The 26,999-nt window shown below is 51.6% G+C and carries 27 protein-coding genes and 1 other RNA gene; 13 read left to right on the top strand and 15 right to left on the bottom strand.

What is annotated here, in order from left to right; genetic code table 11:
- Positions 1 to 12: 12 nt before the first annotated feature.
- The 11 genes from HV243_RS02925 (at position 13) to HV243_RS02875 (ending at position 7,290) form a co-directional block, all read left to right on the top strand.
- Positions 13 to 1,314: an MFS transporter gene (locus HV243_RS02925; RefSeq protein WP_016154616.1), complete on the top strand. Its 1,302-nt coding sequence runs from the start codon at positions 13 to 15 to the stop codon at positions 1,312 to 1,314.
- A 134-nt stretch (positions 1,315 to 1,448) separates the two neighbouring features.
- Positions 1,449 to 2,225, top strand: coding sequence for a transcriptional regulator ExuR (gene exuR / locus HV243_RS02920; protein ID WP_046274732.1), 777 nt, complete (start codon positions 1,449 to 1,451; stop codon positions 2,223 to 2,225).
- 348 nt (positions 2,226 to 2,573) lie between these two features.
- Positions 2,574 to 3,236, top strand: coding sequence for a DedA family general envelope maintenance protein YqjA (yqjA, locus tag HV243_RS02915; protein WP_003024820.1), 663 nt, complete (start codon positions 2,574 to 2,576; stop codon positions 3,234 to 3,236).
- Positions 3,237 to 3,254: 18 nt separating this feature from the next.
- A complete protein-coding gene (mzrA, locus tag HV243_RS02910; RefSeq protein WP_029139667.1) occupies positions 3,255 to 3,623 on the top strand; it encodes an EnvZ/OmpR regulon moderator MzrA in 369 nt (122 codons plus the stop codon).
- 147 nt (positions 3,624 to 3,770) lie between these two features.
- Positions 3,771 to 4,139, top strand: a complete 369-nt coding sequence (locus tag HV243_RS02905; RefSeq protein ID WP_016154619.1) for a DUF1090 domain-containing protein — start codon at positions 3,771 to 3,773, stop codon at positions 4,137 to 4,139.
- 33 nt (positions 4,140 to 4,172) lie between these two features.
- Positions 4,173 to 4,478, top strand: a complete 306-nt coding sequence (locus HV243_RS02900; RefSeq protein ID WP_003024832.1) for a YqjD family protein — start codon at positions 4,173 to 4,175, stop codon at positions 4,476 to 4,478.
- Between the two features lie 2 nt (positions 4,479 to 4,480).
- Positions 4,481 to 4,876 carry a phage holin family protein gene (locus tag HV243_RS02895; protein ID WP_016157537.1) on the top strand — a complete coding sequence of 132 codons (396 nt, stop codon included), beginning with the start codon at positions 4,481 to 4,483 and terminating at the stop codon, positions 4,874 to 4,876.
- Complete coding sequence (locus HV243_RS02890) at positions 4,876 to 5,175, top strand: YqjK-like family protein (RefSeq protein ID WP_003024845.1); 300 nt, start codon at positions 4,876 to 4,878, stop codon at positions 5,173 to 5,175. Before HV243_RS02895 ends, HV243_RS02890 begins: the two co-directional genes overlap by 1 nt.
- Positions 5,176 to 5,349: 174 nt before the next feature.
- On the top strand, positions 5,350 to 5,742 hold the full coding sequence (locus HV243_RS02885) for a DoxX family protein (protein ID WP_003024847.1): 393 nt from the start codon (positions 5,350 to 5,352) through the stop codon (positions 5,740 to 5,742).
- A 71-nt stretch (positions 5,743 to 5,813) separates the two neighbouring features.
- On the top strand, positions 5,814 to 6,800 hold the full coding sequence (yqjG, locus tag HV243_RS02880) for a glutathionyl-hydroquinone reductase YqjG (protein ID WP_016154622.1): 987 nt from the start codon (positions 5,814 to 5,816) through the stop codon (positions 6,798 to 6,800).
- A gap of 124 nt (positions 6,801 to 6,924) precedes the next feature.
- Complete coding sequence (locus HV243_RS02875; RefSeq protein WP_016154623.1) at positions 6,925 to 7,290, top strand: DUF805 domain-containing protein; 366 nt, start codon at positions 6,925 to 6,927, stop codon at positions 7,288 to 7,290.
- A 64-nt stretch (positions 7,291 to 7,354) separates the two neighbouring features.
- On the opposite strand, the gene yhaJ is transcribed toward HV243_RS02875, so the two are convergent.
- Positions 7,355 to 8,251 (bottom strand): DNA-binding transcriptional regulator YhaJ, encoded by an 897-nt coding sequence (yhaJ, locus tag HV243_RS02870; protein WP_016154624.1) that lies wholly within the window; start codon positions 8,249 to 8,251, stop codon positions 7,355 to 7,357.
- Positions 8,252 to 8,355: 104 nt separating this feature from the next.
- Between yhaJ and HV243_RS02865 the strand changes: the two genes are divergently transcribed.
- Positions 8,356 to 9,057: a pirin family protein gene (locus HV243_RS02865; protein ID WP_016157539.1), complete on the top strand. Its 702-nt coding sequence runs from the start codon at positions 8,356 to 8,358 to the stop codon at positions 9,055 to 9,057.
- Positions 9,058 to 9,083: 26 nt separating this feature from the next.
- Positions 9,084 to 9,233 carry a hypothetical protein gene (locus tag HV243_RS02860; RefSeq protein ID WP_016157540.1) on the top strand — a complete coding sequence of 50 codons (150 nt, stop codon included), beginning with the start codon at positions 9,084 to 9,086 and terminating at the stop codon, positions 9,231 to 9,233.
- Between the two features lie 53 nt (positions 9,234 to 9,286).
- Here HV243_RS02860 and HV243_RS02855 read toward each other — a convergent pair whose 3' ends face one another.
- The 14 genes from HV243_RS02855 to garP form a co-directional block, all read right to left on the bottom strand.
- On the bottom strand, positions 9,287 to 10,597 hold the full coding sequence (locus HV243_RS02855) for a serine dehydratase subunit alpha family protein (RefSeq protein WP_016154627.1): 1,311 nt from the start codon (positions 10,595 to 10,597) through the stop codon (positions 9,287 to 9,289).
- 24 nt (positions 10,598 to 10,621) lie between these two features.
- Positions 10,622 to 11,953, bottom strand: a complete 1,332-nt coding sequence (locus HV243_RS02850; protein ID WP_016157542.1) for an amino acid permease — start codon at positions 11,951 to 11,953, stop codon at positions 10,622 to 10,624.
- Positions 11,954 to 12,279: 326 nt separating this feature from the next.
- On the bottom strand, positions 12,280 to 13,644 hold the full coding sequence (gene tdcG / locus HV243_RS02845; protein WP_047413964.1) for an L-serine ammonia-lyase: 1,365 nt from the start codon (positions 13,642 to 13,644) through the stop codon (positions 12,280 to 12,282).
- Between the two features lie 87 nt (positions 13,645 to 13,731).
- The gene (locus HV243_RS02840) at positions 13,732 to 14,127 is read right to left on the bottom strand and encodes an enamine/imine deaminase (protein ID WP_016154630.1); all 396 of its coding nucleotides are present in this window, start codon (positions 14,125 to 14,127) and stop codon (positions 13,732 to 13,734) included.
- 13 nt (positions 14,128 to 14,140) lie between these two features.
- Entirely contained in the window at positions 14,141 to 16,435 is a 2,295-nt protein-coding gene (gene pflB, locus HV243_RS02835) for a formate C-acetyltransferase (protein WP_016154631.1), read from the bottom strand.
- 28 nt (positions 16,436 to 16,463) lie between these two features.
- The gene (gene tdcD / locus HV243_RS02830) at positions 16,464 to 17,672 is read right to left on the bottom strand and encodes a propionate kinase (protein WP_016154632.1); all 1,209 of its coding nucleotides are present in this window, start codon (positions 17,670 to 17,672) and stop codon (positions 16,464 to 16,466) included.
- A 31-nt stretch (positions 17,673 to 17,703) separates the two neighbouring features.
- Complete coding sequence (tdcC, locus tag HV243_RS02825; protein WP_016154633.1) at positions 17,704 to 19,035, bottom strand: threonine/serine transporter TdcC; 1,332 nt, start codon at positions 19,033 to 19,035, stop codon at positions 17,704 to 17,706.
- Between the two features lie 22 nt (positions 19,036 to 19,057).
- A complete protein-coding gene (gene tdcB, locus HV243_RS02820) occupies positions 19,058 to 20,047 on the bottom strand; it encodes a bifunctional threonine ammonia-lyase/L-serine ammonia-lyase TdcB (protein ID WP_003828594.1) in 990 nt (329 codons plus the stop codon).
- A gap of 98 nt (positions 20,048 to 20,145) precedes the next feature.
- Positions 20,146 to 21,084: a transcriptional regulator TdcA gene (gene tdcA / locus HV243_RS02815; protein WP_003828596.1), complete on the bottom strand. Its 939-nt coding sequence runs from the start codon at positions 21,082 to 21,084 to the stop codon at positions 20,146 to 20,148.
- A 991-nt stretch (positions 21,085 to 22,075) separates the two neighbouring features.
- An RNA gene (gene rnpB / locus HV243_RS02810) (RNase P RNA component class A) lies at positions 22,076 to 22,452 on the bottom strand.
- Between the two features lie 32 nt (positions 22,453 to 22,484).
- The gene (gene garK, locus HV243_RS02805; RefSeq protein ID WP_047358544.1) at positions 22,485 to 23,630 is read right to left on the bottom strand and encodes a glycerate 2-kinase; all 1,146 of its coding nucleotides are present in this window, start codon (positions 23,628 to 23,630) and stop codon (positions 22,485 to 22,487) included.
- A 65-nt stretch (positions 23,631 to 23,695) separates the two neighbouring features.
- Positions 23,696 to 24,586, bottom strand: coding sequence for a 2-hydroxy-3-oxopropionate reductase (gene garR, locus HV243_RS02800; RefSeq protein WP_016154635.1), 891 nt, complete (start codon positions 24,584 to 24,586; stop codon positions 23,696 to 23,698).
- Between the two features lie 30 nt (positions 24,587 to 24,616).
- The gene (garL, locus tag HV243_RS02795) at positions 24,617 to 25,387 is read right to left on the bottom strand and encodes a 2-dehydro-3-deoxyglucarate aldolase (RefSeq protein WP_053389273.1); all 771 of its coding nucleotides are present in this window, start codon (positions 25,385 to 25,387) and stop codon (positions 24,617 to 24,619) included.
- A 15-nt stretch (positions 25,388 to 25,402) separates the two neighbouring features.
- A complete protein-coding gene (gene garP / locus HV243_RS02790; RefSeq protein WP_053389272.1) occupies positions 25,403 to 26,737 on the bottom strand; it encodes a galactarate/glucarate/glycerate transporter GarP in 1,335 nt (444 codons plus the stop codon).
- Between the last annotated feature and the right edge of the window lie 262 nt (positions 26,738 to 26,999).

The raw sequence follows: 26,999 nt of genomic DNA, 5'->3' as shown, positions 1-26,999 counted from the left end.
ATGAGGTTTTACATGCGTAAAATTAAAGGGTTACGTTGGTACATGATCGCACTGGTGACGCTTGGCACCGTGCTGGGTTACCTGACACGTAACACTGTGGCGGCAGCTGCGCCAACTCTGATGGAAGAGTTACACATCTCCACCCAACAGTATTCCTATATCATCGCAGCGTATTCTGCTGCTTACACCGTAATGCAACCCGTTGCCGGCTATGTGCTCGATGTGCTCGGCACAAAAATTGGTTACGCGATGTTCGCCGTTCTGTGGGCCGTCTTCTGTGGCGCGACCGCACTGGCTGGTAGCTGGGGTGGACTGGCGCTGGCGCGAGGCGCAGTCGGTGCCGCTGAAGCTGCGATGATCCCTGCGGGTCTGAAAGCCAGTTCTGAATGGTTCCCGGCAAAAGAACGTTCAATCGCCGTGGGTTACTTTAACGTCGGTTCCTCTATCGGCGCGATGATTGCTCCGCCGCTGGTCGTCTGGGCTATCGTCATGCACAGCTGGCAGATGGCATTCATTATTTCCGGTGCCCTGAGCTTTATCTGGGCCATGTGCTGGTTAGTATTTTACAAACACCCACGCGACCAGAAAAAACTGTCTGATGAAGAACGTGATTACATTCTGAATGGTCAGGAATCACAGCATAAAAACAGCACCGCCAAGAAAATGTCTCTCGGTCAGATCCTGCGTAACCGCCAGTTCTGGGGCATCGCGCTGCCGCGTTTCCTGGCAGAGCCGGCCTGGGGTACCTTCAACGCCTGGATCCCGCTGTTCATGTTTAAAGTCTACGGCTTTAACCTGAAAGAGATTGCGATGTTTGCCTGGATGCCGATGCTGTTTGCTGACCTGGGTTGTATCGTAGGGGGTTACTTACCGCCGCTGTTCCAGCGCTGGTTCGGCGTTAACCTGATCGTTTCCCGTAAAATGGTCGTCACCATGGGCGCATTGCTGATGATTGGCCCAGGGATGATCGGTCTGTTCACCAGCCCGTACATTGCTATCGCCCTGCTGTGCGTCGGCGGCTTTGCTCACCAGGCGCTGTCCGGTGCGCTGATCACGCTCTCTTCTGACGTATTTGGTCGTAATGAAGTGGCAACCGCGAACGGTCTGACCGGTATGTCCGCATGGCTTGCAAGTACGCTGTTTGCGCTGGTCGTTGGCGCGCTGGCTGACACCATCGGCTTCAGCCCGCTGTTCGCCGTACTGGCGGTATTCGACCTGCTCGGCGCGTTAGTCATCTGGACGGTATTGCAGAACAAATCGGCCAGCGAGGTAGAGTCAGCTTCGCAAACTGGCGATCCCGCTGCGCAAAGTTAACCAGATACGATTTAACAAGGTTATGTAATGCTAAGCCGCCAGTCATCTGGCGGCTTTTTTATCGCCGCGAGTGGAGCCGTAATCGCAAAAGTGGTATAACAAATAGAGTCTGCCGTATCATGCCTGGAGCGCATATGGAAATCACCGAACCACGACGTTTGTACCAACAACTTGCCGCTGATCTGAAAGAACGCATTGAGCAGGGTGTCTACCTGGTGGGTGACAAACTCCCCGCCGAGCGCTTTATCGCCGATGAAAAAAATGTCAGCCGTACCGTGGTTCGTGAAGCGATTATCATGCTCGAGGTTGAGGGCTACGTTGAAGTACGTAAAGGATCGGGGATCCACGTCATTTCAAACCAACCCAAACACTATGTCGCGCCAGATGAAAGTCTGGAGTTCGCCAGCTACGGTCCGTTTGAGCTGCTCCAGGCTCGCCAGCTCATAGAAAGCAACATTGCTGAGTTTGCCGCCACCCAGGTGACCAAACAGGACATCATGAAACTGATGGAAATTCAGGAGAAGTCGCGTAACGAAAAAAGCTTTCGTGACTCCGAGTGGGATCTCCAGTTCCATGTGCAGGTCGCGCTGGCAACACAGAACTCTGCCCTGGCCGCGATTGTTGAAAAAATGTGGACTCAGCGTATTCACAACCCCTACTGGAAGAAGCTGCACGACCACATCGACCTGCGCACGATAGATAACTGGTGCGACGACCATGACCAGATCCTGCGGGCGCTGATTCGCAAAGATCCACACGCCGCCAAACTGGCGATGTGGCAGCATCTTGAGAACACAAAGCAGATGCTGTTTAACGAAACCAGCGATGATTTTGAATTCAACGCAGACCGTTATCTTTTTACCGATAATCCCGTCATTCATCTCGATACGGCAGCTAACGGCGCAAAATAAACAATCTTAACGATGCAGGCGCGGCAAAGCGCCTGTTTCTGACGCTTGGTAAGCATTAGGTATAAAGTGTCAGCCTGTGTAAATCCTCTCGCCTCCCTCCATTGCGATAAGCAAAATCACAGGACAACACCCGTAATTTCTATAACGGACTACGTTGACCTTTGTTACAATTAGTTGTTATTTGAATTTTTGTGTTTGAGAGCTTGCTTACTTCACAACTTTACAGGGAATAGTTCAGGCCGTGAATTTGTGTCAGACCGCGATCCATGTAAAAAACACCAATAAAATTGCGGCGTTACAAACTCCAGAATACCGGCATGACGACAACCGATTCTCCAGGAATATTGAATGGAACTACTGACTCAATTACTGAATGCTTTATGGGCTCAGGATTTTGAAACGCTGGCCAATCCCTCCATGATTGGCATGCTCTATTTCGTACTGTTTACCATTTTGTTTCTGGAAAATGGACTGCTGCCAGCAGCCTTTTTACCTGGCGACAGTCTACTGGTACTGGTCGGCGTACTTATCGCTAAAGGCGCGATGGGTTTTCCGCAAACGGTACTGCTGCTCACCACCGCGGCCAGCCTGGGTTGCTGGCTCAGCTATATCCAGGGGAGATGGCTGGGAAATACCCGCACCGTTCAAAACTGGCTGTCTCATCTACCCGCGCACTACCATCAGCGCGCACATCATCTGTTCCATAAGCATGGCTTGTCTGCCCTGTTGGTCGGTCGCTTTATCGCGTTTGTCAGAACATTACTGCCGACCATCGCAGGATTGTCCGGTCTGAACAATGCGCGCTTTCAGTTCTTTAACTGGATGAGCGGACTGCTTTGGGTTCTGATTCTCACAACGCTTGGCTATCTGCTGGGCAAAACGCCAGTGTTTCTCAAATATGAAGATCAGCTGATGTCTTGTCTGATGCTGCTTCCCGTGGTGTTACTGGTGTTTGGTCTGGCAGGTTCCCTGGTTGTGCTTTGGAAAAAGAAATACGGGAACCGAGGGTAAATTATGCTGAAATCATGCATAACACTCCGACGACTGGCCTGGACGACTACTTTTATGCTGTTTATCGGCGCGCTGCTCCTGACCTGGTCGGTCATCCGCCAGCAGGAGTCAACGCTTGCCATTCGTGCTGTAAACCAGGGAGCCACCATGCCTGATGGCTTCTCTATCTGGCATCACCTGGACGCCAACGGCATTCGCTTTAAAAGCATTACTCCGCAAAATGACGCGCTGCTGATCACCTTTGATTCCAGCGCGCAAAGCGCAGCCGCAAAGGTCGTGCTGGACCGAACGTTACCGCACGGTTTCGTTATTGCTCAGCAGGATGATGATAATCAGGCGGTACAGTGGTTATCCCGCTTACGTGATACCCCGCACCGTTTTGGTTAATCTCCAGGAATCTGAATTAGATCACTCACTTTGGTGATTTCATCATTTAGCGCCTATGATTAATAAACTGGGTTTATGACCCATTGCTTTATTATTCTGGAGCATCGGCCAAAGCCACAAGGTCGAATCACAATGGAAGGTTCAAGAATGAAATACCGCATCGCTTTAGCAATTAGTCTTTTCGCTCTCAGTGCCGGCAGTTACGCCTCCACCCTCTGTCAGGAAAAAGAACAGGATATTCAGCGGGAGATAAGCTATGCCGAAAAGCACAACAATCAAAACCGCATCAATGGTCTGAACAAAGCGCTGAGCGAAGTTCGGGCAAATTGTACTGACAGCAAACTGCGCGCCGACCATCAGAAAAAAATCGCCGAGCAGAAAAATGAGATAGCCGAGCGTCAACGTGATTTGGCCGAGGCGAAGCAAAAAGGCGATGCGGATAAGATAGCCAAGCGCGAACATAAGCTTGCGGAAGCTCAGCAAGAGCTGAAAGAACTCGAGACACGCGATTACTAAGTACGGTAACTAGCCACTCAACTGGAGAAAACTATGTCGAAAGATAATGCTACGGAAAACCTGCGCGCTGAGCTGAAATCTCTTGCGGATACGCTTGAAGAAGTACTTAGCTCCTCTGGCGATAAGTCGAAGGAAGAGATGAGTAAAATTCGCAGTAAAGCCGAACATGCGTTACGCGAGAGCCGCCATCGTCTGAGCGAAACCAGCGATGTGATTGCCAAACAGACCCGTGAGGCCGCGGCAAAAGCCGATAACTACGTACGCGAAAATCCATGGACAGGCGTCGGCATTGGCGCTGCAGTCGGTGTGGTACTTGGTGTACTGCTGTCGCGCCGTTAATAATGGCAGACTCTCAACACGCACAAGGTCCAGGCAAAGGCGTACTGGGTATTGGACAGCGGATCCTGACGATTCTCGTTGAGATCGTAGAGACGCGGCTGCGGCTGGCCGTCGTTGAGCTGGAAGAGGAAAAAGCCAATCTCATCCAGATCCTGCTGATGCTTGGGCTGACCATGCTGTTCGCGGCGTTTGGTCTGATGAGTCTGATGGTGCTTATCATCTGGGCCATAGACCCGCAGTATCGCCTGAACGCCATGATTGCCACCACCGTTGTGCTGTTGCTTTTAGCGCTTATCGGCGGGCTATGGACGCTGAGTAAAGCGCGTAAAACAACGCTGCTACGCCATACGCGCAATGAACTCGCTAACGACAGGCAGGCCCTGGAGGATGATGCATAATGAGCAGTAAAGTCGAACGTCAACAACGTAAGGCGCAACTGCTTGGACAGATCCAGCAGCAAAGGCTGGATCTGTCTGCCACTCGCCGCGACTGGCTGGAAGCCACCGAAGTTTACGATCGTGGCTGGAAGACGCTGCTGAACCTGCGTGGCTGGGTGTTGGTCGGAAGCAGTATTATGGCGGTTCGCACCATTCGTAACCCGAATCTGCTGGTACGCTGGGCTAAACGCGGCTTTAGCGTGTGGAGCATCTGGCGTCTGGTTAAATCGACCATCAGACAACAGCAACTGCGCGGCTGATCACCTCTCCTTCCCCTAACCTCAAATTTTTTGAAAATTTCTGACAGTTTTCCTTGCTAACAATTGTCATTAGCCGCGTTTATGATTCTCTCCATCGACAGCAACGACGCACTCTGCGACGTCGTTGCACAAAAAAACACAATAAGCCGCCTGGGTGGTTTCCTGGAGAGTATGATGAAGAAATTAGAAGATGTTGGTGTACTGGTAGCACGCATTCTGATGCCAATCCTGTTTATTACCGCAGGTTGGGGAAAAATCACCGGATATGCGGGTACCCAACAGTACATGGAAGCCATGGGCGTCCCAGGATTTATGTTACCGCTGGTTATCCTGCTTGAGTTTGGCGGCGGTCTGGCCATCCTGTTTGGTTTCCTGACCCGTACTACTGCGCTGTTCACCGCGGGCTTCACGCTGCTGACGGCGTTCCTCTTCCACAGCAACTTTGCTGAAGGTGTGAACTCTCTGATGTTTATGAAAAACCTGACCATCGCAGGCGGCTTCCTGCTGCTGGCTATCACCGGTCCGGGCGCATTCAGCATCGACCGTGTACTGAATAAAAAATGGTAAGCGAGCTATACTAAACGCATCAAAAAGCGAGGAGACATCTCCTCGCTTTTGCTATCTGAGGAGGCGAAAACATGGGACAACTCATTGACGGCGTATGGCATGACACCTGGTATGACACCAAATCAACCGGGGGAAAATTTCAACGCTCTGCATCAGCTTTCCGTAACTGGCTCACCGCGGATGGCGCACCGGGTCCAACGGGCGAAGGGGGTTTCGCCGCCGAAAAAGACCGCTATCATCTCTACGTTTCTCTGGCCTGTCCGTGGGCACATCGCACGCTGATCTTGCGTAAACTCAAAGGGCTGGAACCGTTTATTTCCGTTTCCGTTGTGCATCCGCTGATGCTGGAAAACGGCTGGACCTTTGACGATAACTTCCCGGCGGCAACCGGCGATACCCTGTATCAGCACGAATTTCTTTATCAACTCTATTTACACGCCGATCCGCACTACAGCGGTCGGGTGACCGTTCCGGTGCTGTGGGACAAAAAGAACCACACCATTGTCAGCAACGAATCTGCAGATATCATCCGTATGTTTAACACTGCGTTTGATGCGCTGGGCGCGAAAGCCGGGGATTACTATCCACCCGCTCTGCAAACTAAAATCGACGAGCTCAACGGCTGGATTTATGACAACGTCAATAACGGCGTGTATAAAGCCGGATTTGCCACCAGTCAGGAAGCCTACGACGACGCCGTAGAAAAAGTCTTTCAATCTCTGGCGCGACTGGAGCAGATCCTTGGGCAACATCGCTACCTGACCGGGGACCAGTTAACAGAGGCCGATATTCGCCTGTGGACCACGCTGGTGCGCTTTGATCCTGTGTATGTGACGCACTTCAAGTGCGACAAACACCGGATTAGCGACTATCTGAACCTGTACGGTTTCCTGCGCGATATCTACCAGATGCCAGGCATTGCGGAGACCGTTAATTTCGATCACATCCGCAATCACTACTTCCGTAGCCACAAAACCATTAACCCGACCGGCATTATTTCTGTCGGACCGTGGCAGGACCTCAACGAACCCCACGGGCGTGATGACCGTTTTGCCTGATTTACACGGGTCCCCTTTGGGGGCCAAATAATTAATACTGCAAATATTTACCAGCATTCCATTCACGGCTATTCTTAATTTGATTGCTTTAAAAACAAGTAATTGAATACAGAACGAGGCAAAAATGGATTGGTATTTAAACGTATTAAAGAACTACTTTGGTTTTGGGGGCCGCGCGCGTCGTAAAGAATACTGGATGTTTGTGCTGGTCAACATCATCTTTACGTTCGTGCTGGGCATTCTGGACAGAATGCTTGGCTGGGAACGCGCCGGAGGGGAAGGCATATTAACGACGATTTATGGGGTTCTGGTCTTTATCCCGTGGTGGGCGGTGCAGTTCCGGCGTTTACATGACACCGACCGCTCGGCCTGGTGGCTACTGGTGCTGCTGATCCCGATCGTAGGCTGGTTGGTAATCATCATTTTCAACTGTCAAAACGGGACTCAGGGGAGCAACCGCTTCGGCGCGGACCCGAAACAACTGTCCTGATGTAATACACCATCTTGTCGGCCGGATAAGGTGCATTTGCACCGCATCCGGCGTAACAGCCCTGCTATTTACCCGCAAACAGCTTGGGAATTTCCCGCAAACACCAGGATTTCGCTTCGCCCATGCTGTCTCGACGCCAGGCCATAATAATATCAATTTCGCTTGTCGATTCCGGGCTAACCACACGCAACCGACCCGCCGCAATGTCCTCTTCCACCAGCGGGTATGGCATCGTCGCCACGCCAAGGCCGGCCAACAGCGCCTGGCGTTTATCTTCTATCGAACTCACCGTCAGACGCGGCTGTTTATCCAGCAGTTGAACCGTCAGCACCGGGCGTTCGCGGGCCGTGTCCGCCACCGCGATTCCGCGGTACTTCACGCGGGTGACTTCCGATAACGGTTCCGGCTCCTGATGAATTGGATGATCCGGGGCCGCCACATATACGTTCATCAGCGAGTACAGCTTGCGCGAGTTGATTTCCGAAGATGAGCGAAAATGCATATCCGGCGCAATCACGATATCCGCCCGCCCCTGCTCCAGACGCTCCCACGCCCCGGCCAGAACTTCGGTAATAACGGAAAGCTGGGTATTGGCCTTCCCGGCAAGTCTGTCGATCAGCGGGAAAAACGCCGCCGTCGGCACCAGCGCTTCGGTGACGATGGTCAGATGCGTTTCCCAACCGCGAGCCAGCGCTTCGGCATCGGTAGTCAGCTTATCCGCAGCTTCCAGCAGTACACGCCCACGTTCCAGCAGCATACGCCCGACGTTGGTGAATTTTGTGCGATGACCTGAACGGTCGAACAACACGACGTCCAGCTCTTCCTCCAGCTTCTGCATGGTATAGCTGAGCGCGGAAGGAACGCGCCCCAGTTCGTCCGCTGCGGCGGCAAAGCTGCCACGCCGGTCTATTGCGTCCATGACGCGTAACGCCTCAAGCGTTAAAGCCCTTTCTTTGGCCATCTCGTTCTCATTCAGGAAATTTGAACATACCGGGCAGAATATCTGGCTAACAATGCAGCGTCTAGCCATTTAACATAAAAGGAAGTAAAGAGAGGTCAAGAACTATGATTACTACCCGTACAGCCAAACAATGCGGGCAAGCAGACTACGGCTGGCTGCAGGCCCGTTATACCTTCTCCTTTGGACACTATTTTGATCCTAAACTGCTGGGTTATGCCTCGCTGCGTGTTCTGAACCAGGAAGTTCTGGCACCGGGAGCCTCTTTCCAGCCACGTACCTATCCGAAGGTAGATATCGTCAATCTGATCCTTGAAGGGGAAGCGGAGTACCGCGACAGTGAAGGGAACCATATCCAGGCCAAGGCAGGAGAAGTTTTACTGCTCGCCACACAGCCGGGAATTAGCTACAGCGAACACAATATCAGCAAAGATAAACCGTTAACCCGAATGCAGCTCTGGCTGGATGCCTGCCCGCAGCGCGAAAACGCCTGCGTACAGAAAGCCACGCTGAGTGCCGGTAAGCATCAGTTGCTTGCCTCGCCGGATGGAGAACAAGGCAGCCTGCATCTGCGTCAACAGGTATGGGTGCACCACGTTGAACTGCAACAAGGTGAATCGCTGAGTTTTCAGTTACATGGGCCGCGGGCTTACTTACAGTCGATCCACGGCAGATTCCATGCGGTGACATCTGGCGCCGAAAAGGAAGCGCTCACCTGCGGCGATGGCGCATTTATTCGTGACGAAACTAACATAACGTTAGTCGCCGATACCGCGCTGCGCGCTTTGCTGATAGATTTGCCCGTATAGTCAGGGAAAACAATGGAGTACGACTATTGAGCAAGAAATCATCAAAAAAACGCCAGCCGCAGGTTGAGCCGAAAAAACAAGATACTGTGACCTTCGGCTATGAAGAAATGCTGACAGAGCTGGAAGCGATTGTGGCGGATGCCGAGCTACGGCTGGAAGACGAAGAAGCCGCCTGAAAAGGCGGCTTAGAGTTATGCCGGGGGCGATTCCGCCTTATCCGGCCTGCAGATTAATGTGCCTTACTGGCCATGATCTCAATGATCTGCTTGTCGGTTTCCTGCATCGAGCGACATGCCAGCGCACACAGGTTCGTGATCGATTGCTCCACGTTATGTGCCACAATCCCTTCATTGCCGGTCACAGCGGTATCATCCAGCGCCATCAGCACCGCTTTCCACGCCGCAGATGCGCTGGTTGAAACTTTCATCGCGCAGCTGTTTGAGGCGCCATCGCAAATCATTCCGCTCACGTCGCCAATCATGCTGCTGATTGCCATCGCGATGGTGTTGTAGCGACCATCAACGATCCACGCCATCCCCGCCGCGGCGCCCATCGCCGCCGTGGTTGCCGCACACAATGCAGACAAACGCGGAAGCTGATGATGGATGTAGATAGCGCTCAGGTGAGACAACATCAGCGCACGCGCCAGTTTTTCTTCATCCGCACCAAAGTGCTCAGCCACCACCATTACCGGAACGGTCGCGGTAATCCCCTGATTACCGGAGCCCGAGTTGCTCATTGCCGGAAGCGTCGCCCCGCCCATTCGCGCATCCGATGCCGCACTGGTGCGGATCAGAATAGAGGTGGAGAGATCGTTCGCCAGCAAGCCACGCGCGCACTGCTTCTCAAGCGTGGTTCCGATGTGCAAGCCCCAGTTACCGCGCAGCCCTTCCTGGGACAGCGCACCGTTCAGTTTCGCCGCATCGAGAATAAAGCGGATTGACTCAAACGGTACCGCGTTCACGAACGCCAGAATCTCTTCCAGCGATGTGTGAGACAATACCGCCAACGGCGACTCTTGCTCCTCTTCCTGAGCGTTCTGTTCTGTCGTGAACACCACGCCCTTATTGGTCTCAATGTGCACAATGTTGGTATGACCACCAACAATCGTCACGCACGCCCATCCCTCAGCGCTATAAACCTTCGCACGGGAGAAGAGAATGTCCTCGCATGGCTCCTGCAGCATCACCGCGACCTTCCCGGCGGTAAGCATCGCTTTCGCATCGGCAATCGCTTGAGGCGAGGCGTCTTTCAGTACCTCTAAACCGGCGTGGGCATTTCCCCCCAGCGCACCCAGTGCCGCCGCGACAGGCAGCCCAACCATTCCGGTACCCGGCACGGTAACGCCCATGCCGTTTTTCATCAGGTTCGGTGAGACCCACGCATCAATGCGTTCAACCGCGCCGTCCAGCTCAGAGGAGGCGACCGCTGCCGCCAGAGCCAGAGAGATAGGTTCCGTGCAGCCCAGCGCAGGCTTAACTTCTTCCTGCACCGCGCGGATAAAACTATCCCATAATGGATTCAATGTAGTCTCAAACATAACAACAACCTTTGCTCAGATATCTCAGGAAAATGCCAGGAACGGAGAAACGCACAGCAGCAGGCCCGTGACAATAATCAGATACAGGGAAGCGCCTTTGTATTTGTGCAGTGCAGGAACTTTGTAGACCAGCCAGGCCGGGATCAGACATCCCACCATGCCGAAGATAGGGCTACAAATAGAAGTGAAGCTCAGTACCGGCGCATTGAGCACAATGGCTCCCCACGCCAGCAGGATAGCGAAAACCATAATGCCGCGCTGAACCAGGGTCTCATTGATTTTCTCGGCTGGCATTTTGCGGCGCAGCACGTTCATCACGATCCCTTGAGTGGCTTCACGGAACCCTAAGTAAACGCCGAAGAAAGCGGTCATTACGGCAAAGATGTTCAGAATAACGCTGACGATTTTCACCCAGCCAGCACCCGCGCCGCTGATAAACTGCGCGGCAATCGCCAGAGCGGAAATGTTCTGCTCATAAGCTTTAACCGCTTCGTCATGGCCCATCGCCAGCGTGAAGGAAACGGCGTAGAAAAAGACGGTCACAAACAGAATACCGAACGCAATATTCATGGCTCGCAGGGCTTTATGGCGTGCCACTTCAATGGATTTATTGCGAGAACGATAGGAGATAACCATCGGGCTTAAGGTCTGAATAAACAGAATCGAAGTCAGGGTAAACGGCAGCGTGATAATCGCGTTTTTGATCAACAGTGCCATCGGCGGCAGTGAACCTACGTTATATAAATGCCACATCCCAACCATCGACACGCCAAGCGCCGCCACCACCAGCAGCTTGGTCAGTACCATACCGGTGGAGATTTTAAACAGCAGTTTTTCCCCGCGGGACGAGATAGCCACCAGGATGCAAATCAGCACCAGGCCATAGAACGGGCTGTCGGACAGTAACCCTTCAGTAACACCAAAAGTATGCAGGTAGGAGGCGCTATCGTTGGTGATGGCGGTGGAATAGACGAACATCCAGATAACCAGCATCACAAAATACAACGCACCTAACAGGATGCCCCAGTTCTTACCCAGATAGCCGCTGATTACGCTCGGGTAGTCTTTACACTCTGGGGACTCAGCCAGCGTATTAATAAACAGACGCTGGAACAGATACATGGCTGGGTAACCGATGATAGAGGAGAGCAAAAACACCCACAGCCCCATCAAACCCACCTGGACGGGAAGAAAAACAATCCCCGCACCAATTGCCATACCGATACTCATAATGACCCAGCCGGTGTCCATGCTGTCGAATTTAATGGCTTCGCGCCATTCACTTTCGGTCATTCCCGCCCGACGTGCCGGAGCAGATGCGTCGAGTATTACGCTGTTATTCGTTGCCGTTTCCATAATTTTCCGCTCAATGTGTAGGTAGAGGTTTTTATATTTTTTTCGTACTGCCTCAATGCGATACGCAGTACTACGGTGCAGGTGAGCTATTGGAGTAATGAGGAAATCATACGCGCAGGATCAGAGAAAAACTTCACAAACAAACCCCTGTAATTTCTAAAAGTTAAGAAATATTTTCTCTTTTATTTCCATATAAAGAATTGAATTTCTATATTTGAAGCAGATCACAACAAAAAAGGCGCACTAACGTGCACCTTTTTTTATCATGCCATATTGATTAATTTATTGCTGGATAGCGCTGCGCTGACCAGGCACGGCTTTTCACCTCAGGTACAAACCACTTTAATTGCCAGCCCACCGCGTGAGGTTTCACGGTATTTGTCGTTCATATCTTTGCCCGTTTCATACATGGTCTCGATCACTTTATCGAGCGAAACGCGTGGTTCTGACGTTCGACGTAGCGCCATGCGCGCGGCGTTGACGGCTTTTACTGCGTTGATCGCATTACGTTCAATGCACGGTATTTGCACCTGTCCGGCTACCGGATCGCAGGTCAGCCCCAGGTTATGCTCCATGGCGATTTCCGCTGCAATGCAGACCTGCGACGGGCTACCGCCCAGCAGTTCCGTCAGACCGGCAGCCGCCATTGAACAGGCTACGCCAATCTCACCCTGGCAGCCCACCTCAGCACCAGAAATAGAGGCGTTCATCTTATACAGCGCGCCTATCGCCCCCGCGGCCAGCAAATAGCGGGCAATGGAGTTCGCATTCACCGGACGGCGGAACTTGTCGTAATAGGCCAATACGGCGGGAATAATCCCACATGCACCGTTGGTCGGCGCCGTCACAACCCGGCAGCCGGCGGCGTTTTCTTCGCTCACGGCCAGCGCGAACATGTTGATCCAGTCAATAACGTTCATCGGGTCGCTGGACAGATTATCGCTGGAAACCAGCAACCGACGTAACGCCACGGCGCGACGCGGAACGTTAAGCGGCCCCGGCAGGACGCCTTCGGTGTTCATGCCGCGCTCAATCCCGGCGTGCATGACGTCCCAAATGGCGGCAAAGCCAGCATCGATTTCCTCTTTGCTGCGCATCGCCAGCTCGTTTTGCATCATCAAGCCGGAAACAGACAGCCCATTGCGCTCGCACAGTTTCAGCAGTTCGCTGGCGGAATGAAAATTGTAGGGCACGTGTGCTTCAACATCATGCACCTGCCCAAATTGCTCCTCTTCAATGATAAAACCACCGCCGACGGAGTAATAGGTTTTGCTTAATAGCCTCTCGGTGCCGTTCCACGCGGTGATACGCATGCCATTTTCATGGCGCGGCAGCGTTTCGGTATGAAAGAGAATATTTTCATCTGGAGAGAAATCGACAACATGCGCGCCCTCAGCAACCGGCAAACGTCCGGTACGGGCCACTTCCTGAGTAAAACCAGCGATTGAGTCTATATTAACGTTTTGCGGACTGTTACCGGCCAGCCCCATCATGATCGCGACATCTGTCGCATGACCTTTCCCGGTCAGGGAAAGCGATCCGTAAAGATCGACCACAATATGTGTGGTTCTGGGGAGTTCTCCGCTGCTGACCAACAGATCGATAAAGCTTTTACCTGCGTTCATTGGCCCCACGGTATGGGAGCTGGAAGGTCCAATGCCAATCTTGAAAATATCGAATGCGCTAATCATATCCACACCCTCGGATTGCCGTTCAGTGAAGACCAGGTTTCACACTCATTAAGGATTGGGGCGATCCTGAGATCGCCCCGCAAGGGATTACAGCGTGTCGCCACGTACGGCGATGGCTTCAATCTCCAGCTTCACATCCTTTGGTAAGCGGGCGACCTGTACGCAACTGCGCGTGGGGTAGGTAGCCTGATGCTCATCAAAGAACTGCTGGTACACCTGGTTAATGGTGGCGAAGTCGTTCAGGTCGGATACGAAAACGGTAGTCTTCACGATATCGCTCACTTTCAAACCTGCGGACTCGACGATCGCTTTCACGTTTTCCAGGCTTTGACGTGCCTGATCGGCCACGTTTTCTGCCACTTCACCGGTCTGTGGACACACCGGGATTTGACCTGACGTCAACACCATGCTGCCCAGATCCACGCCCTGTACGTAAGGCCCAATCGCCCCTGGCGCACATTCGGTTGCAATAACTTTTCTCATAATCCCTCCGGCGTCAGAGCGCCTGGGTGAAAGTACGTGAAATAACATCCTGCTGCTGTTCACGGGTCAACGCGTTGAAGCGCACCGCATAGCCAGACACGCGGATCGTCAGGTTCGGATAATTTTCCGGGTGCTCAATGGCATCCATCAACATTTCACGGTTCATAACGTTAACGTTCAGATGCTGCCCACCTTCCACATGCGCTTCGTGGTGGAAGTAACCGTCCAGCAGACCAACCAGGTTGGTTTTACGCACCCCATCTTCTTTGCCCAGTGCAGCCGGCACAATGGAGAAGGTGTACGAGATACCGTCTTTGGCATAGGTAAACGGCAGTTTGGCCACTGAGGTTAACGACGCAACCGCGCCTTTACGATCGCGACCGTGCATCGGGTTAGCCCCTGGTGCAAACGGCGTACCTGCGCGACGTCCGTCCGGTGTGTTACCGGTTTTCTGTCCGTACACCACGTTGGAGGTGATGGTCAGGATGGACTGCGTCGGCACCGCGTTACGGTAGGTTGGCAACACCTTAATTTTCTTCATGAAGCGTTCGACCAGGTCGCAGGCAATGCTGTCTACTCGCTCGTCGTTGTTGCCGTATTGCGGATAGTCGCCTTCGATTTCGAAATCGACAGCCAGACCGTTTTCATCACGAATCGGTTTCACGCGGGCGTATTTGATAGCCGATAGAGAATCCGCCGCCACGGACAGACCCGCCATACCACAAGCCATCGTGCGATAGACATCACGATCGTGTAGCGCCATCAGCGAAGCTTCATAGCTGTACTTGTCGTGCATATAGTGGATGATGTTCAGCGCGCTGATGTACTGCACGGCCAGCCAGTCCATAAAGTGGTCCAGGCTCTCCATCACCGTATCGTAATCCAGCACGTCATCCATCAGCGGTGCCGTTTTCGGCCCAACCTGAATTTTCAGCTTCTCATCCACGCCGCCGTTGATTGCGTACAGCAACGTTTTGGCGAGGTTGGCACGCGCACCGAAGAACTGCATTTGTTTGCCGATAACCATCGGGCTTACGCAGCAGGCAATGGCATAGTCATCGCTGTCAAAGTCGGCACGCATCAAATCGTCGTTTTCATACTGCAAAGACGAGGTGATGATAGACACCTGGGCGGCGTACTTTTTGAAGGCAATCGGCAGCGCTTCAGACCACAGCACCGTCAGGTTCGGCTCAGGCGCCGGTCCCATGGTGTGCAGCGTATGCAGGTAGCGGAACGAGTTTTTCGTTACCAGCGTGCGGCCATCCAGCCCCATGCCGCCGATAACTTCAGTCGCCCAGATAGGGTCGCCTGAGAACAGGGTGTCGAATTCCGGCGTACGCAGGAAGCGCACCATACGGATCTTCATAATGAAGTGGTCGATCAGCTCCTGCGCCTGCTGCTCGTTTAAAATTCCCGCTTTGAAATCGCGCTCAATGTAGATGTCGAGGAACGATGCGGTACGGCCCAACGACATTGCGCCGCCGTTCTGAGATTTCACCGCAGCCAGGTAAGCAAAGTAAACCCACTGCACCGCTTCCTGCGCATTACGCGCCGGGCGGGAGATATCGCAGCCGTACTTCGCTGCCATTTCCTGCATCTGCAGCAGGGCGCGACGGTGCTCAGACAGCTCTTCGCGCAGGCGAATCGTGGCTTCAAGATTCTGGCCCCACTCCAGGTTCGACTGGAGATCGGCAAACTGCAGTTCACGCTCGCGTACCAGGTAGCGGATACCGTACAACGCGACGCGACGATAGTCGCCGATGATACGACCACGGCCATAGCCGTCCGGCAGACCGGTCAGCACGCCGGATTTACGGCAGCGCAGCATATCCGGAGAGTAGGCGTCGAATACGCCCTGGTTATGGGTTTTACGCAGTTCAGTAAACTGGTATTCAAAATCAGCATCCATCTCACGACCATAAGCATCAAAAGAGCTTTTGATCATGTTGATGCCGCCAAACGGATGCAGAGCACGCTTGAGCGGCTTATCCGTTTGCAGACCAACGATTTTTTCCAGTTCTTGTTCAATATAACCCGCATCATGTGCGGTTATCGTGGTGGCAATATTGGTATCGAAATCAACCGGCGCGTGCGTCGAGTTTTCAATACGGATGCCCGCCATGACTTTTTCCCACAATGCAGTGGTCGCTGGCGTTGCTTCGGCGAGGAAAGATTCATCCCCTTCATAAGGCGTATAGTTGTGCTGAATAAAATCACGGACATTAATTTCTTCTTTCCAGTCCGTACCTTTAAAGCCATTCCAGGCTTCGGCATACAGCATATCGCTGGTATCGATATTTACCTTCATGAAAAATAATCTCTCTGCTGAAAATTAATTATGCAAATTCTACTGGTATATTAATTTTGCCTAACGCAATGGCATCACGCGCAATCATTTTCTCTTCATTTGTGGGAATAACCGCACAAATAACACGAGCATCTTTATTAGAGATAATTCTTTCGCCATGGGAATTTGGCAGGCTATTCATCTCGCTGTCGATATTCACCCCTAAAACGGCGAGATGTTCAATAACCAGACGACGAATTAATACCGAGTTCTCACCTATTCCACCGGTGAAAATAATCCCATCAAGACGATGCAGCGAAGCGGCATGTCCGGCGATATGGCGCGCGATACGATGCACAAACGTTTTAATCGCCAGCTGCGCACGCTCATGTCCCTCGTGCCAGGCTTTTTCTAACGTACGTAAGTCAGAGGACAAACCGGAAATACCCAGTAAACCGGACTCTTTATTCACAACGCGCTCAAGGTCGCTCAGCGTCTGGTTGGTTTCGCTGGCAATCCACGCCATGGCGCCGAAATCGACGTCACCGCTGCGTGTGCCCATCATCAACCCTTCCAACGGCGTCATGCCCATTGAGGTATCAACGCTCTGCCCGTTACGCACCGCGCAGATTGACGCGCCGTTCCCCAGGTGAGCCACAACCAGACCGGAGTCATCACTCTGCAGCTCAAGAAGCTCATGCGCTCGCTGAGATACATAGCGGTGCGACGTGCCGTGGAAGCCATAACGGCGAACGCCTAACTCCTCAAAATATTTCCACGGTAGACCGTAAAGATAGGCCTCAGGGGCCATCGTCTGGTGGAAGCTGGTATCAAATACCGCAACCTGCTGCACGCCTGGGAAAAGGTGCTGTGCGGATTCAATCCCACTGAGGTTCGCATAATTATGTAACGGTGCTAAAGGCGATACCCGGCGAATATTATCGATAACGTCGTCAGTAATAATTGCTGATTCGGTAAAGATATTTCCACCGTGGGCAATGCGGTGGCCAATTAAGGCCACGCTGTCCATTAAATTACGTTTTTCCAGTTCAACGGCGATTGCTTTTAATGCGTCTTCGTAGCTGTGGTGAGCCAGCTTAGCTGGCTCTCCTCCATTAATTGCTATGAACGCATTTTCAGAGTTAATACCGTCCGCGATTCCCGCCATTAAAACTTCACAGTTCGCTGCATCCAGCACTGAGAATTTAATGGAAGACGAACCACAGTTAATAACCAGTACTACCGGAAACTCATTCATTTCACTACTCCGCTCATCCTGAGCTTAAGGATTAAAACAGTTTGTAGACAATGTTCAGGATAGTCAGCAGACCAATCACGGTAACAAACACGTTATCCAGACGGCCACGGTATTTCGCCAGTGACGGCGCTTTACGGATGGCATACATCGGCAGCAGGCAGAGCAGAGAGGCAATAATCGGCGCGCCCATTGCTTCAATCAGGTCCAGGATGTTCGGGTTGGCGTAAGCCACAACCCAGGTGGAGCCCATGATGAAGATCATGCTGATGGTATTAAGTTTGCCAGCGGAAACCTTAGTTTTATCGCCTTTGTAACCAAACTTCAGCACCAGACCGTTCAGACCTTCCAGCGTGCCCAGGTAGTGGCCGAAGAAAGATTTGAAGATAGCAACCAGTGCGATGATTGAAGCGCCGTACTCCAGAACGGTCGCGAAGGTGGACTTCGAACCGGACAGTGAAGCGAAGTGGTTCGCCAGGTAAGACAGTACTGGAATGTTCTGCGCTTTCGCATCCGCCATGTTTGCCGGAGAGAGCGTGAACAGGCAGCTAAAGGCAAAGAACATCACCACGGCAACCATCAGCATACTGGCGCGGGAGATGATTTTTGAACATTTCTGCTCGGTAAATTCGCGGCCGTAATCTTTCTCATACTCTTCACGTTTAGAGACCACGAAGGAAGAAACGATTGGTGAGAAGTTGAAAGAGAACACCATGATGGAAATACCCAGCCACACGGTAACCAGGATGCCGTCATGGCCAGTCAGAGCGATATTGCTGAGATCAACCTGATCGATAACCGCAGAGTTCCAGTAAGGAATCAGTGACAGAGAGATCAGCACCAGGCTGGCAATAAACGGCCATACCAGGTAGCTCATCACTTTAACCATCAGATCCTTACCAAACCAGATGACGAATGCCATCAGCAGCAGCAGGAACAGTGCCACGAAGCCACGGTTTAACGCTGGCATCTGCAACTGGTTTTCCCAAAAGGTCATAAAGGTGTTGGTAATGGTGACGCCATAAATCCACAGCAGCGGACAAATCGCAAAGAAGTAGAGGAACGTGATAACCACGCCGCCCGTTTTACCAAAGTGCTCTTCAACCGTTTCTGTGATGTTACCGGAAGGGTTAGAACCGGAAAGACACAGGCGTGCCAGCGCACGGTGGCAATAGAAGGCGATGGGGTATGCTAACACCAGCATTATCAGAATGGGGATCAGTCCGCCAAAACCTGCGCGGATAGGGAAGAACAGCACCCCGGCGCCGATGGCTGTACCAAATAAACCCAGTGTCCAGGTGGTGTCCGATTTGCGCCAGGACGACTGTTTTGTCTGGCTGGATACAATGCTATCAGTAGTACTCATATCCTATCCTCAACGAAGTATATTAAGCGTCAACTAAACCAGTAATTTGAGATACACGAGAAAGGTCGATATTACCGCCAGAAATAATGCTGACTGTTTTTCTGTTCTGGATATAGCTATCTAATTTCCCGCTTAATAATGCTGCGCAAGCCAGCGCACCGGCACCTTCAGTCACAACTTTATTTCGCTGAATTAATGCCACCATGCTGTTGCGAATTTCATCTTCGCTGACCAGGACAATGTCATCCACCAACTCACGAACAATTTCATACGTTAAAGTACCCGGGCGGGAAACGTCACAACCATCCGCCAGGGTGCCGGTCGTTCGGTGCGTGGTTATTTCTCCAGCGTGGAAAGAAGCCGCCATGCCATGAACATTTTCAGACTGTACGCCAATAATTTTAATAGTCGGGTTAATAGATTTAATTGCCACCGCAATACCAGCAATCAGTCCGCCACCACCAATTGGCACAATCACGTTATCGACATCGTACAGATCTTCCAGAATTTCCAGACCAATAGTGCCCTGACCAGCAATCACTTTCGGGTCATCATAGGGTGGAATAAAGATACGGCCTTCAGTTTCCACAATCTCGCTAACCTTAGCGATGGTGTCGTTGAAGTTGTCGCCGTGCAGCACAACCTCTGCGGAATAATCGCAGGTTGCAGCAACTTTAGACTTCGGCGCGCCTTTCGGCATGACCACTTTGCCGTCGATTCCGAGCATGGCGCAGGAGAGAGAAACCCCTTGCGCATGGTTACCTGCAGAGCAAGCCACCACGCCCTTACATCTTTCAGCTTCGGTTAATGAACTGAGCTTGTTAAACGCACCACGGATTTTAAATGAACCGGTACGCTGCATATTTTCAAACTTGAGGAAAATTTCCCCTTTGCAACGTTCACTAAAATAGTTAGAGCGAGGCATTCCCGTTTTATAAATTTTCCCCGCCAGTCTTTTTTTCGCTTCGAGGATATCTTCAATTGCAACTGGGAGATCGTATGTAATGTGCATTAGAACCTCTTACTAGGGTATTAAAGTAAATAGATAGCCATGACCATTGTCAGATATAGACAGATGGCGTTGATTTCGTGTTAAAACAAATTCAATCTTTAATCAATTTCAATTAATTGCCTTCGTCTCCGACAATTATATGATGAATACTCTTTGGCTAATTCCACCAAAATAGATGCTGCTTTTTTAATTCGATAATTTTTCGACCATACGGCGGCATAACGCGCGACGGGTAAGGTTTCTTCTACCGGGATAGTAATAAACTGGTTTGAGCCAAATGGTGTGGTCATATCGCAGGGAATTACTGTTAAGAAATCAGCATTGAGAACAAGATTATAAATCGTAACGACGGAGTCTGTTTTAACGATGTTTTCACTGCTGATGCCATTATTTTGTAACGTGGTTAGAAGTTCACTGTAGTACCCCATATTCGTTTGTGGCAACACCCACTGTTCGTTTTTCAACGCGCTCAGCGAGGTGATGCCGGTGCATGTTCGGGACTTGCTGGCAACCAGGATGAAGTCTGACTCAAAGAGCGGTTCAACATGCAGATCGTGCAGTTTCATCTCATCACTCAGCGTACCGATCGCGAAGTCCAGACGCCCGTCACGAATCGCAGGTAAGAACGAGGAGAGCTGAGCTTCATACATGGAAACCTGCGCTTTCGGGAACACTTCTTTGAATTTTTTAATCATGCCGGACATGATGGTGAAGGCAATCAGTGAAGGAAAGCCAAACGACACATCAACGACCGCATTGCTCGTCATGCTGTTCATCTCATCAACCATGTTCTTCATTTCACGGGTAATAGATTCAGACCATGAGAGCATAACCTGACCTGCCTGAGTTAATGTCACACCAGTATTTTTGCGTACGACTAACTCAATACCGAAATAAGCTTCTACATCATTAATGATTTTGCTGACAGCCGGTTGAGTTAAACCTAATTCTTTTGCAGCTGAGCCGATAGAACCGCTTCTAATGACTTCCTGAAAGACCACTAAGTGCTGTGTTTTAGGGAGTGTAATAGTATTCATATCGACCTGCGCTAATTACTTTGTTGACGGCAGGAAGTGTACCAAATTAAGCGAACGAGGATATGTGCTACCACTCACAAATCCCCTTGACTTACATTTTGTAAGACTATTATTTAAATTGAAATCACTTAATAATCATATAGATATGAAATATCGATCTCACTTTATCCTGACTTTAATCAAAAAAAGATGGGGGGATAACGATTTTTTATGGCTATAACAACACCATTTCTCCTGCTATTTCTTAAAACCACGAAAGGCTATATTTCAATCAATTACAGAGTAATTACCAGGCAAAACAGCGCTTAAATTTAATAAGCAACTTATCAAATATAATTATATTTTATCGTTTATAGTGGTCAAATAACGTTATGCATCACGTTTTTTAGCCTTATTTGTTTGTAAAGAAACATTGCATTTATTAATATTTAAACCAAAACATACAAATAATCATCACATGCAACATTGCATTAACAGTAGTTTTGTACAATTTATCAGCCAGTAATTTTGTGATGGCGATCGATTGCGTTCGATTATTCTCGATAAAAACGTATCGCGCAGCGTTTTGTGCTAGTCATCACAAAAAATGAAATATCCCGCGAGACATTCCCTTAGATAAAAGAAGTTTAGCGCGTAAATAAAGGTCAAATAACGATGAAATGAATGGGAAATAAAGGGCCAGATTCGTGGTGAACCAACTACAACACGACAGGAAAAACGTCTGCCGGATGGCAGTGTAAACGTCTTATCCGGTCTATAAAGCAAAAAACCTCGCCGAAGCGGGGTTTTTATAAAGAGTGAAGTTGACCGATAAGCCGCGTTCTTTTGAGCATAGCGTCGTGGACAGTCTGCCTATAAAGCAAAAAACCTCGCCGAAGCGGGGTTTTTATAAAGAGGTGAAGCTGACCGATAAGCCGCGTTCTTTTGAGTATAGCGTCGTGGACAGTCTGCCTACAAAGCAAAAACCCCGCCGAAGCGGGGTTTTATAAAGAGGTGAAGCTGACCGATAAGCCGGGTTCTGTCGTGGACAGTCATTCATCTAGGCCAGCAATCGCTCACTGGCTCAAGCAGCCTACCCGGGTTCAGTACGGGCCGTACCTTGTGAACCCCTATTTGGCCTTGCTCCGGGTGGAGTTTACCGTGCCACGGACTGTTACCAGCCGCGCGGTGCGCTCTTACCGCACCCTTTCACCCTTACCTGATCCCACTTGCGTGGGCCATCGGCGGTTTGCTCTCTGTTGCACTGGTCGTGGGTTTCCCCCCCAGGCGTTACCTGGCACCCTGCCCTATGGAGCCCGGACTTTCCTCCCCTCCGCCCGTCTCCCCCGAAGAGGACGACGACGAAGCGGCGACTGTCTGGTCAGCTTCGGCGCGAAGTATAGAGGGTTTGCGGGGCATTGTCACCCCGCACTGCGCATTCCTATCGCCAACGTGGCGGCGATGTTTCTTGAAGCGCGATAAATATTATCAAATGCCCCACGAAAGGCCTCTTCCAGCGTGCTGATGGTGGTTAATACGCTAAACACCGCATCGATACCATATTGATGCACCACCTCCACATCGCGCGTCAGGCTACCGCCAATACCAATTACCGGCTTGTGGTACTTCTTCGCGACATTCGCCACACCCACCGGCACTTTGCCGTGAATGCTCTGGCTGTCAATCCGCCCTTCTCCGGTCACCACCAGCGTACAGTCATGAATATGCTCTTCCAGATTGAGCGCCTGGGTCACAATCTCAATACCACTGCGCAACTCCGCACCTAAAAAAGCCATTAACGCGGCGCCCATTCCGCCTGCCGCACCAGAGCCAGGAACGTCTTTCACATCAACCCGCAGCGATTTTTTAATGATGTCGGCATAGTGAGACAGATTGCGGTCCAGTTCGATAATGCGTTCTTCCGTCGCCCCTTTCTGCGGGCCAAAAATGCGCGAAGCGCCAGTATCGCCGGTAAGTGGATTGGTTACATCGCAGGCCACGCGAATTGAGCAGGTTTTTAAGCGCGGATCCAGGCCCGTTATATCGATGGTGTTCAGACTCTCCAGGCTTCCACCACCGTTGCCAATCTCTGTCCCGTTGGCGTCGCAGAGTTTCGCCCCCAGCGCCTGCACCATACCCGCGCCGCCGTCGTTGGTCGCACTACCGCCAATACCAATAATGATGCTCTGCGCACCGCTATCCAGCGCCTGCAAAATCAACTCCCCGGTGCCGCGCGACGTGGTGACTAACGGGTTACGCTTTTCAGGTGGAACCAACGCCAGACCGCTGGCTGCCGCCATTTCGATAAACGCGGTTTTACCATCTCCAGACATGCCCCAGCAGGCATTCACTTTTTCGCCCAGCGGCCCTGTCACCCACGCTGAATGTTCACTCCCCTGCGTAGCGGCAATCATGGCTTCGACCGTTCCTTCACCGCCATCGGCAACCGGGACAGAAACATATTGCGCATCGGGGAAAATTTCCCGAAATCCTTTTTCTATTGCCTGAGCTACCTCGGTGGCAGAAAGGCTTTCTTTATAAGAGTCTGGGGCAATTACGATTTTCATAGTTATGTAGCCTGACAGTGCCGCGCAAGGCAAGAAATACAGGGCGCGCATCCGCGCCCTTCTTGTTAGCGAGTGACTTCCACTTTCGCCAGTTTTTCGTAGTAGCATGCGAGTGCGCTATGATCGGCGGTGCCCAGCCCATCTGCGCGTAGCGCCTGCATCATCTCCATGACTGCAGCAGTCAGCGGTAACTGAGCGCCAACGCCATGAGAGGTATCCAGCGCGTTCGCCAGATCTTTAATATGCAGGTCGATACGGAAACCCGGCTTAAAGTTTCTGTCCATAACCATCGGCGCTTTCGCATCCAGTACGGTGCTTCCCGCCAGCCCACCACGGATCGCCTGATACACCAGATCCGGGTTTACGCCCGCTTTGGTCGCCAGCGTCAGCGCTTCCGACATCGCCGCAATGTTCAGCGCCACAATCACCTGATTCGCCAGCTTGGTGACGTTACCTGCACCGATATCACCGGTATGTACCACGGAACCTGCCATCGCCTTCATCAGATCGTAATATTTGTCAAAAATCGCTTTATCACCGCCAACCATCACCGACAGAGTACCGTCGATAGCTTTCGGTTCGCCGCCGCTTACCGGCGCGTCCAGCATATCCACGCCTTTCGCTTTCAGCGCGTCGCTGATTTCACGGCTGGCTAACGGCGCGATGGAGCTCATGTCGATCAGCACTGTCCCCGGTTTCGCCCCTTCAATAATGCCGCCCTCTCCCAGCGCCACTTCTTTCACATGCGGAGAATTCGGCAGCATGGTGATGATCACATCGCACTGCTCGGCAATATCTTTCGCCGTGGCGGCGGTTTCTGCGCCTGCGGCAATCACTTCCGCAATGGATTCCGGGTTACGGTCAGCAACCACCAGCGAGTAACCTGCCTTGAGGAGGTTTTTACTCATTGGTTTACCCATAATACCGAGGCCAATAAAACCAACTTTCATTGTCATGTCTTTATCTCTCTCTACTGTCGAGGGGGGTTATTTCTTAAAAGAATCAGCCAATTTTTGCGTGGCTGAACGGAACACGCCAAGATCGCTGCCAACGGCAACAAACGTCGCGCCCCACTCCAGATAACGACGCGCATCCGCCTCTACCGGGGCCAGAATGCCGCTTGGTTTGCCGTGTGCTTTCGCGCGGGCAAAAATATGCTGAATAGCTTTCTGCACATCAGGGTGTGACGCATTGCCGAGGTGGCCTAACGCCGCAGCCAGATCGCTTGGGCCGACGAAGACCCCGTCGACGCCTTCTGTCGCCGAGATTGCGTCAACGTTATCAACGCCCTGCTGACTTTCGATCTGCACGATGATGGTGATGTTCTTATTCGACTGCGCAAAATAGTCCGGTACGGTGCCAAACATATTGGCGCGATGGGATACGGACACGCCGCGAATACCTTCCGGCGGATAGCGGGTCGACGCCACGGCGTTCACCGCCTCTTCTTCCGTCTCCACGAACGGGATCAGGAAGTTGTAAAATCCGATATCCAGCAGGCGTTTGATAATTACCGGCTCGTTGGTCGGTACGCGCACTACCGGCGCGCTGGCGCTGCCTTTCAGCGCCATCAATTGCGGGATAAACGTCGATATGTCGTTCGGCGCGTGTTCGCCGTCCAGCACCAGCCAGTCAAAACCCGCCAGGCCTAAAACTTCGGTACTGATTGGGCTGGCTAATGCAGACCAGCAGCCAATCTGAATCTGTTGCGCCGCGAGAGCCGCTTTAAACTTATTCGGAAAAATCGTGTTATTCATCGCTTACACCTTTGTTTATTTCTGCAATTCCATACGTTTAATGTCACCGACAATAAACAGGTAGCAAACCATTGCCATCAGCGCCGAGCACCCTACAAACATCAGCGCAGCATTAAATGAGTGCAGCTCGCTCACCAGATACCCAATCACCAGCGGGGTGACGATGGAAGCCACATTGCCAAATACGTTAAATACCCCACCGCACAGACCGACAATCTCTTTCGGCGCAGTATCGGAAATCACCGGCCACCCCAGCGCCCCGAAGCCTTTACCGAAGAACGCCAGCGCCATCAGCGCCACCACCAGGGTGGTGTTATCGGTGTAGTTACACAGAATAATGGTCGAGGCGAGCAGCATTCCGAGCACAATCGGCAGCTTACGTGCCAGAGTGATGCTGAAGCCACGTTTAATCAGATAATCAGAGAACACGCCGCCGAGTACGCCACCGGCAAATCCGCACAGCGCAGGAATCGAAGCCACCAGGCCCACTTTCAGGATCGACATGCCTTTTTCCTGTACCAGGTAAATCGGGAACCAGGTGAGGAAAAACCAGGTAATTGTGTTGATAAAATACTGTCCGAAGAACACGCCGAGCATCATACGGTTAGTGAGCAACTGCTTGATATAATGCAGTTTAGGACCGCCTGACTTCACATCACCCGGCTTTTTATGGTCCATATCCACGACCGCGCCGTTTTCAGAGATAAACTTCAGCTCTTCTTGCGACATACGCGGGTGATCGGTTGGGTTATGAATAAACTTTACCCACAGTCCGGTGAGCACAAAACCAATCACGCCCATCACGGTAAAGACGTGTTCCCAGCCCCAGGCGAAGGTCAGCCAGCCCAGCAGCGGCGAAAACAGCGCCAGAGAGAAATACTGTGCGGAGTTAAAAATTGCGGACGCCGTACCGCGCTCTTTCGTCGGGAACCAGGCCGCCACGATACGGGCATTCGCCGGGAAGGACGGCGCTTCCGAGAAGCCCAGCATAAAGCGCATGATGAACATTGAAATACCCGCCCAGGCCAGCGGGAACACGTCGACAAAGCCCTGCAGGAAGGTAAACAGCGACCAGAAGAACAGGCTGTAGGTGTAGACTTTCTTTGAACCGAACTTATCCAGCAGCCAGCCGCCGGGGATTTGCATTAACAGGTAAGCCCAGCCGAAAGCGGAGAAAATGTACCCCATTGAGATGGCACTGAGCTGTAACTCTTTCGCCACTTCCGTGCCGGCAATTGACAGCGTTGCACGGTCCGCATAGTTAACGGCTGTAACGATAAATATTATCAGCAATATTAAGTAACGGGTGTGCGTGCCTTTCTTTTTCTCGACAACTGTATCCAGAATCATTCTAATTACCTCGGGTACATTAAATTTTTATTATTATTGGGTAGATATTCCTGGTGATAAATTACTGATAATAAGAATGCATAATAATTTATCAGACGCTATGAAACCGTGATTTAGTATAATCAGCAGCGCCACGTTAATCATTGTGCAAGCGCTCATTAAACATGCGTTATTAAAATAATGTTTTGGGCATATGCACACATACATGGGCGCTAATGCACACATTTACGTATTGCTACCCCTGGTGGGGCGGCCTTGCTGA

It is taken from the genome of Citrobacter sp. RHBSTW-00599, from assembly GCF_013784065.1.
GTDB classification, from domain to species: Bacteria; Pseudomonadota; Gammaproteobacteria; order Enterobacterales; family Enterobacteriaceae; genus Citrobacter; species Citrobacter braakii.
Note: the sequence above shows the minus strand (reverse complement) of the source record. Positions and strands in the feature narration are given on the sequence as shown.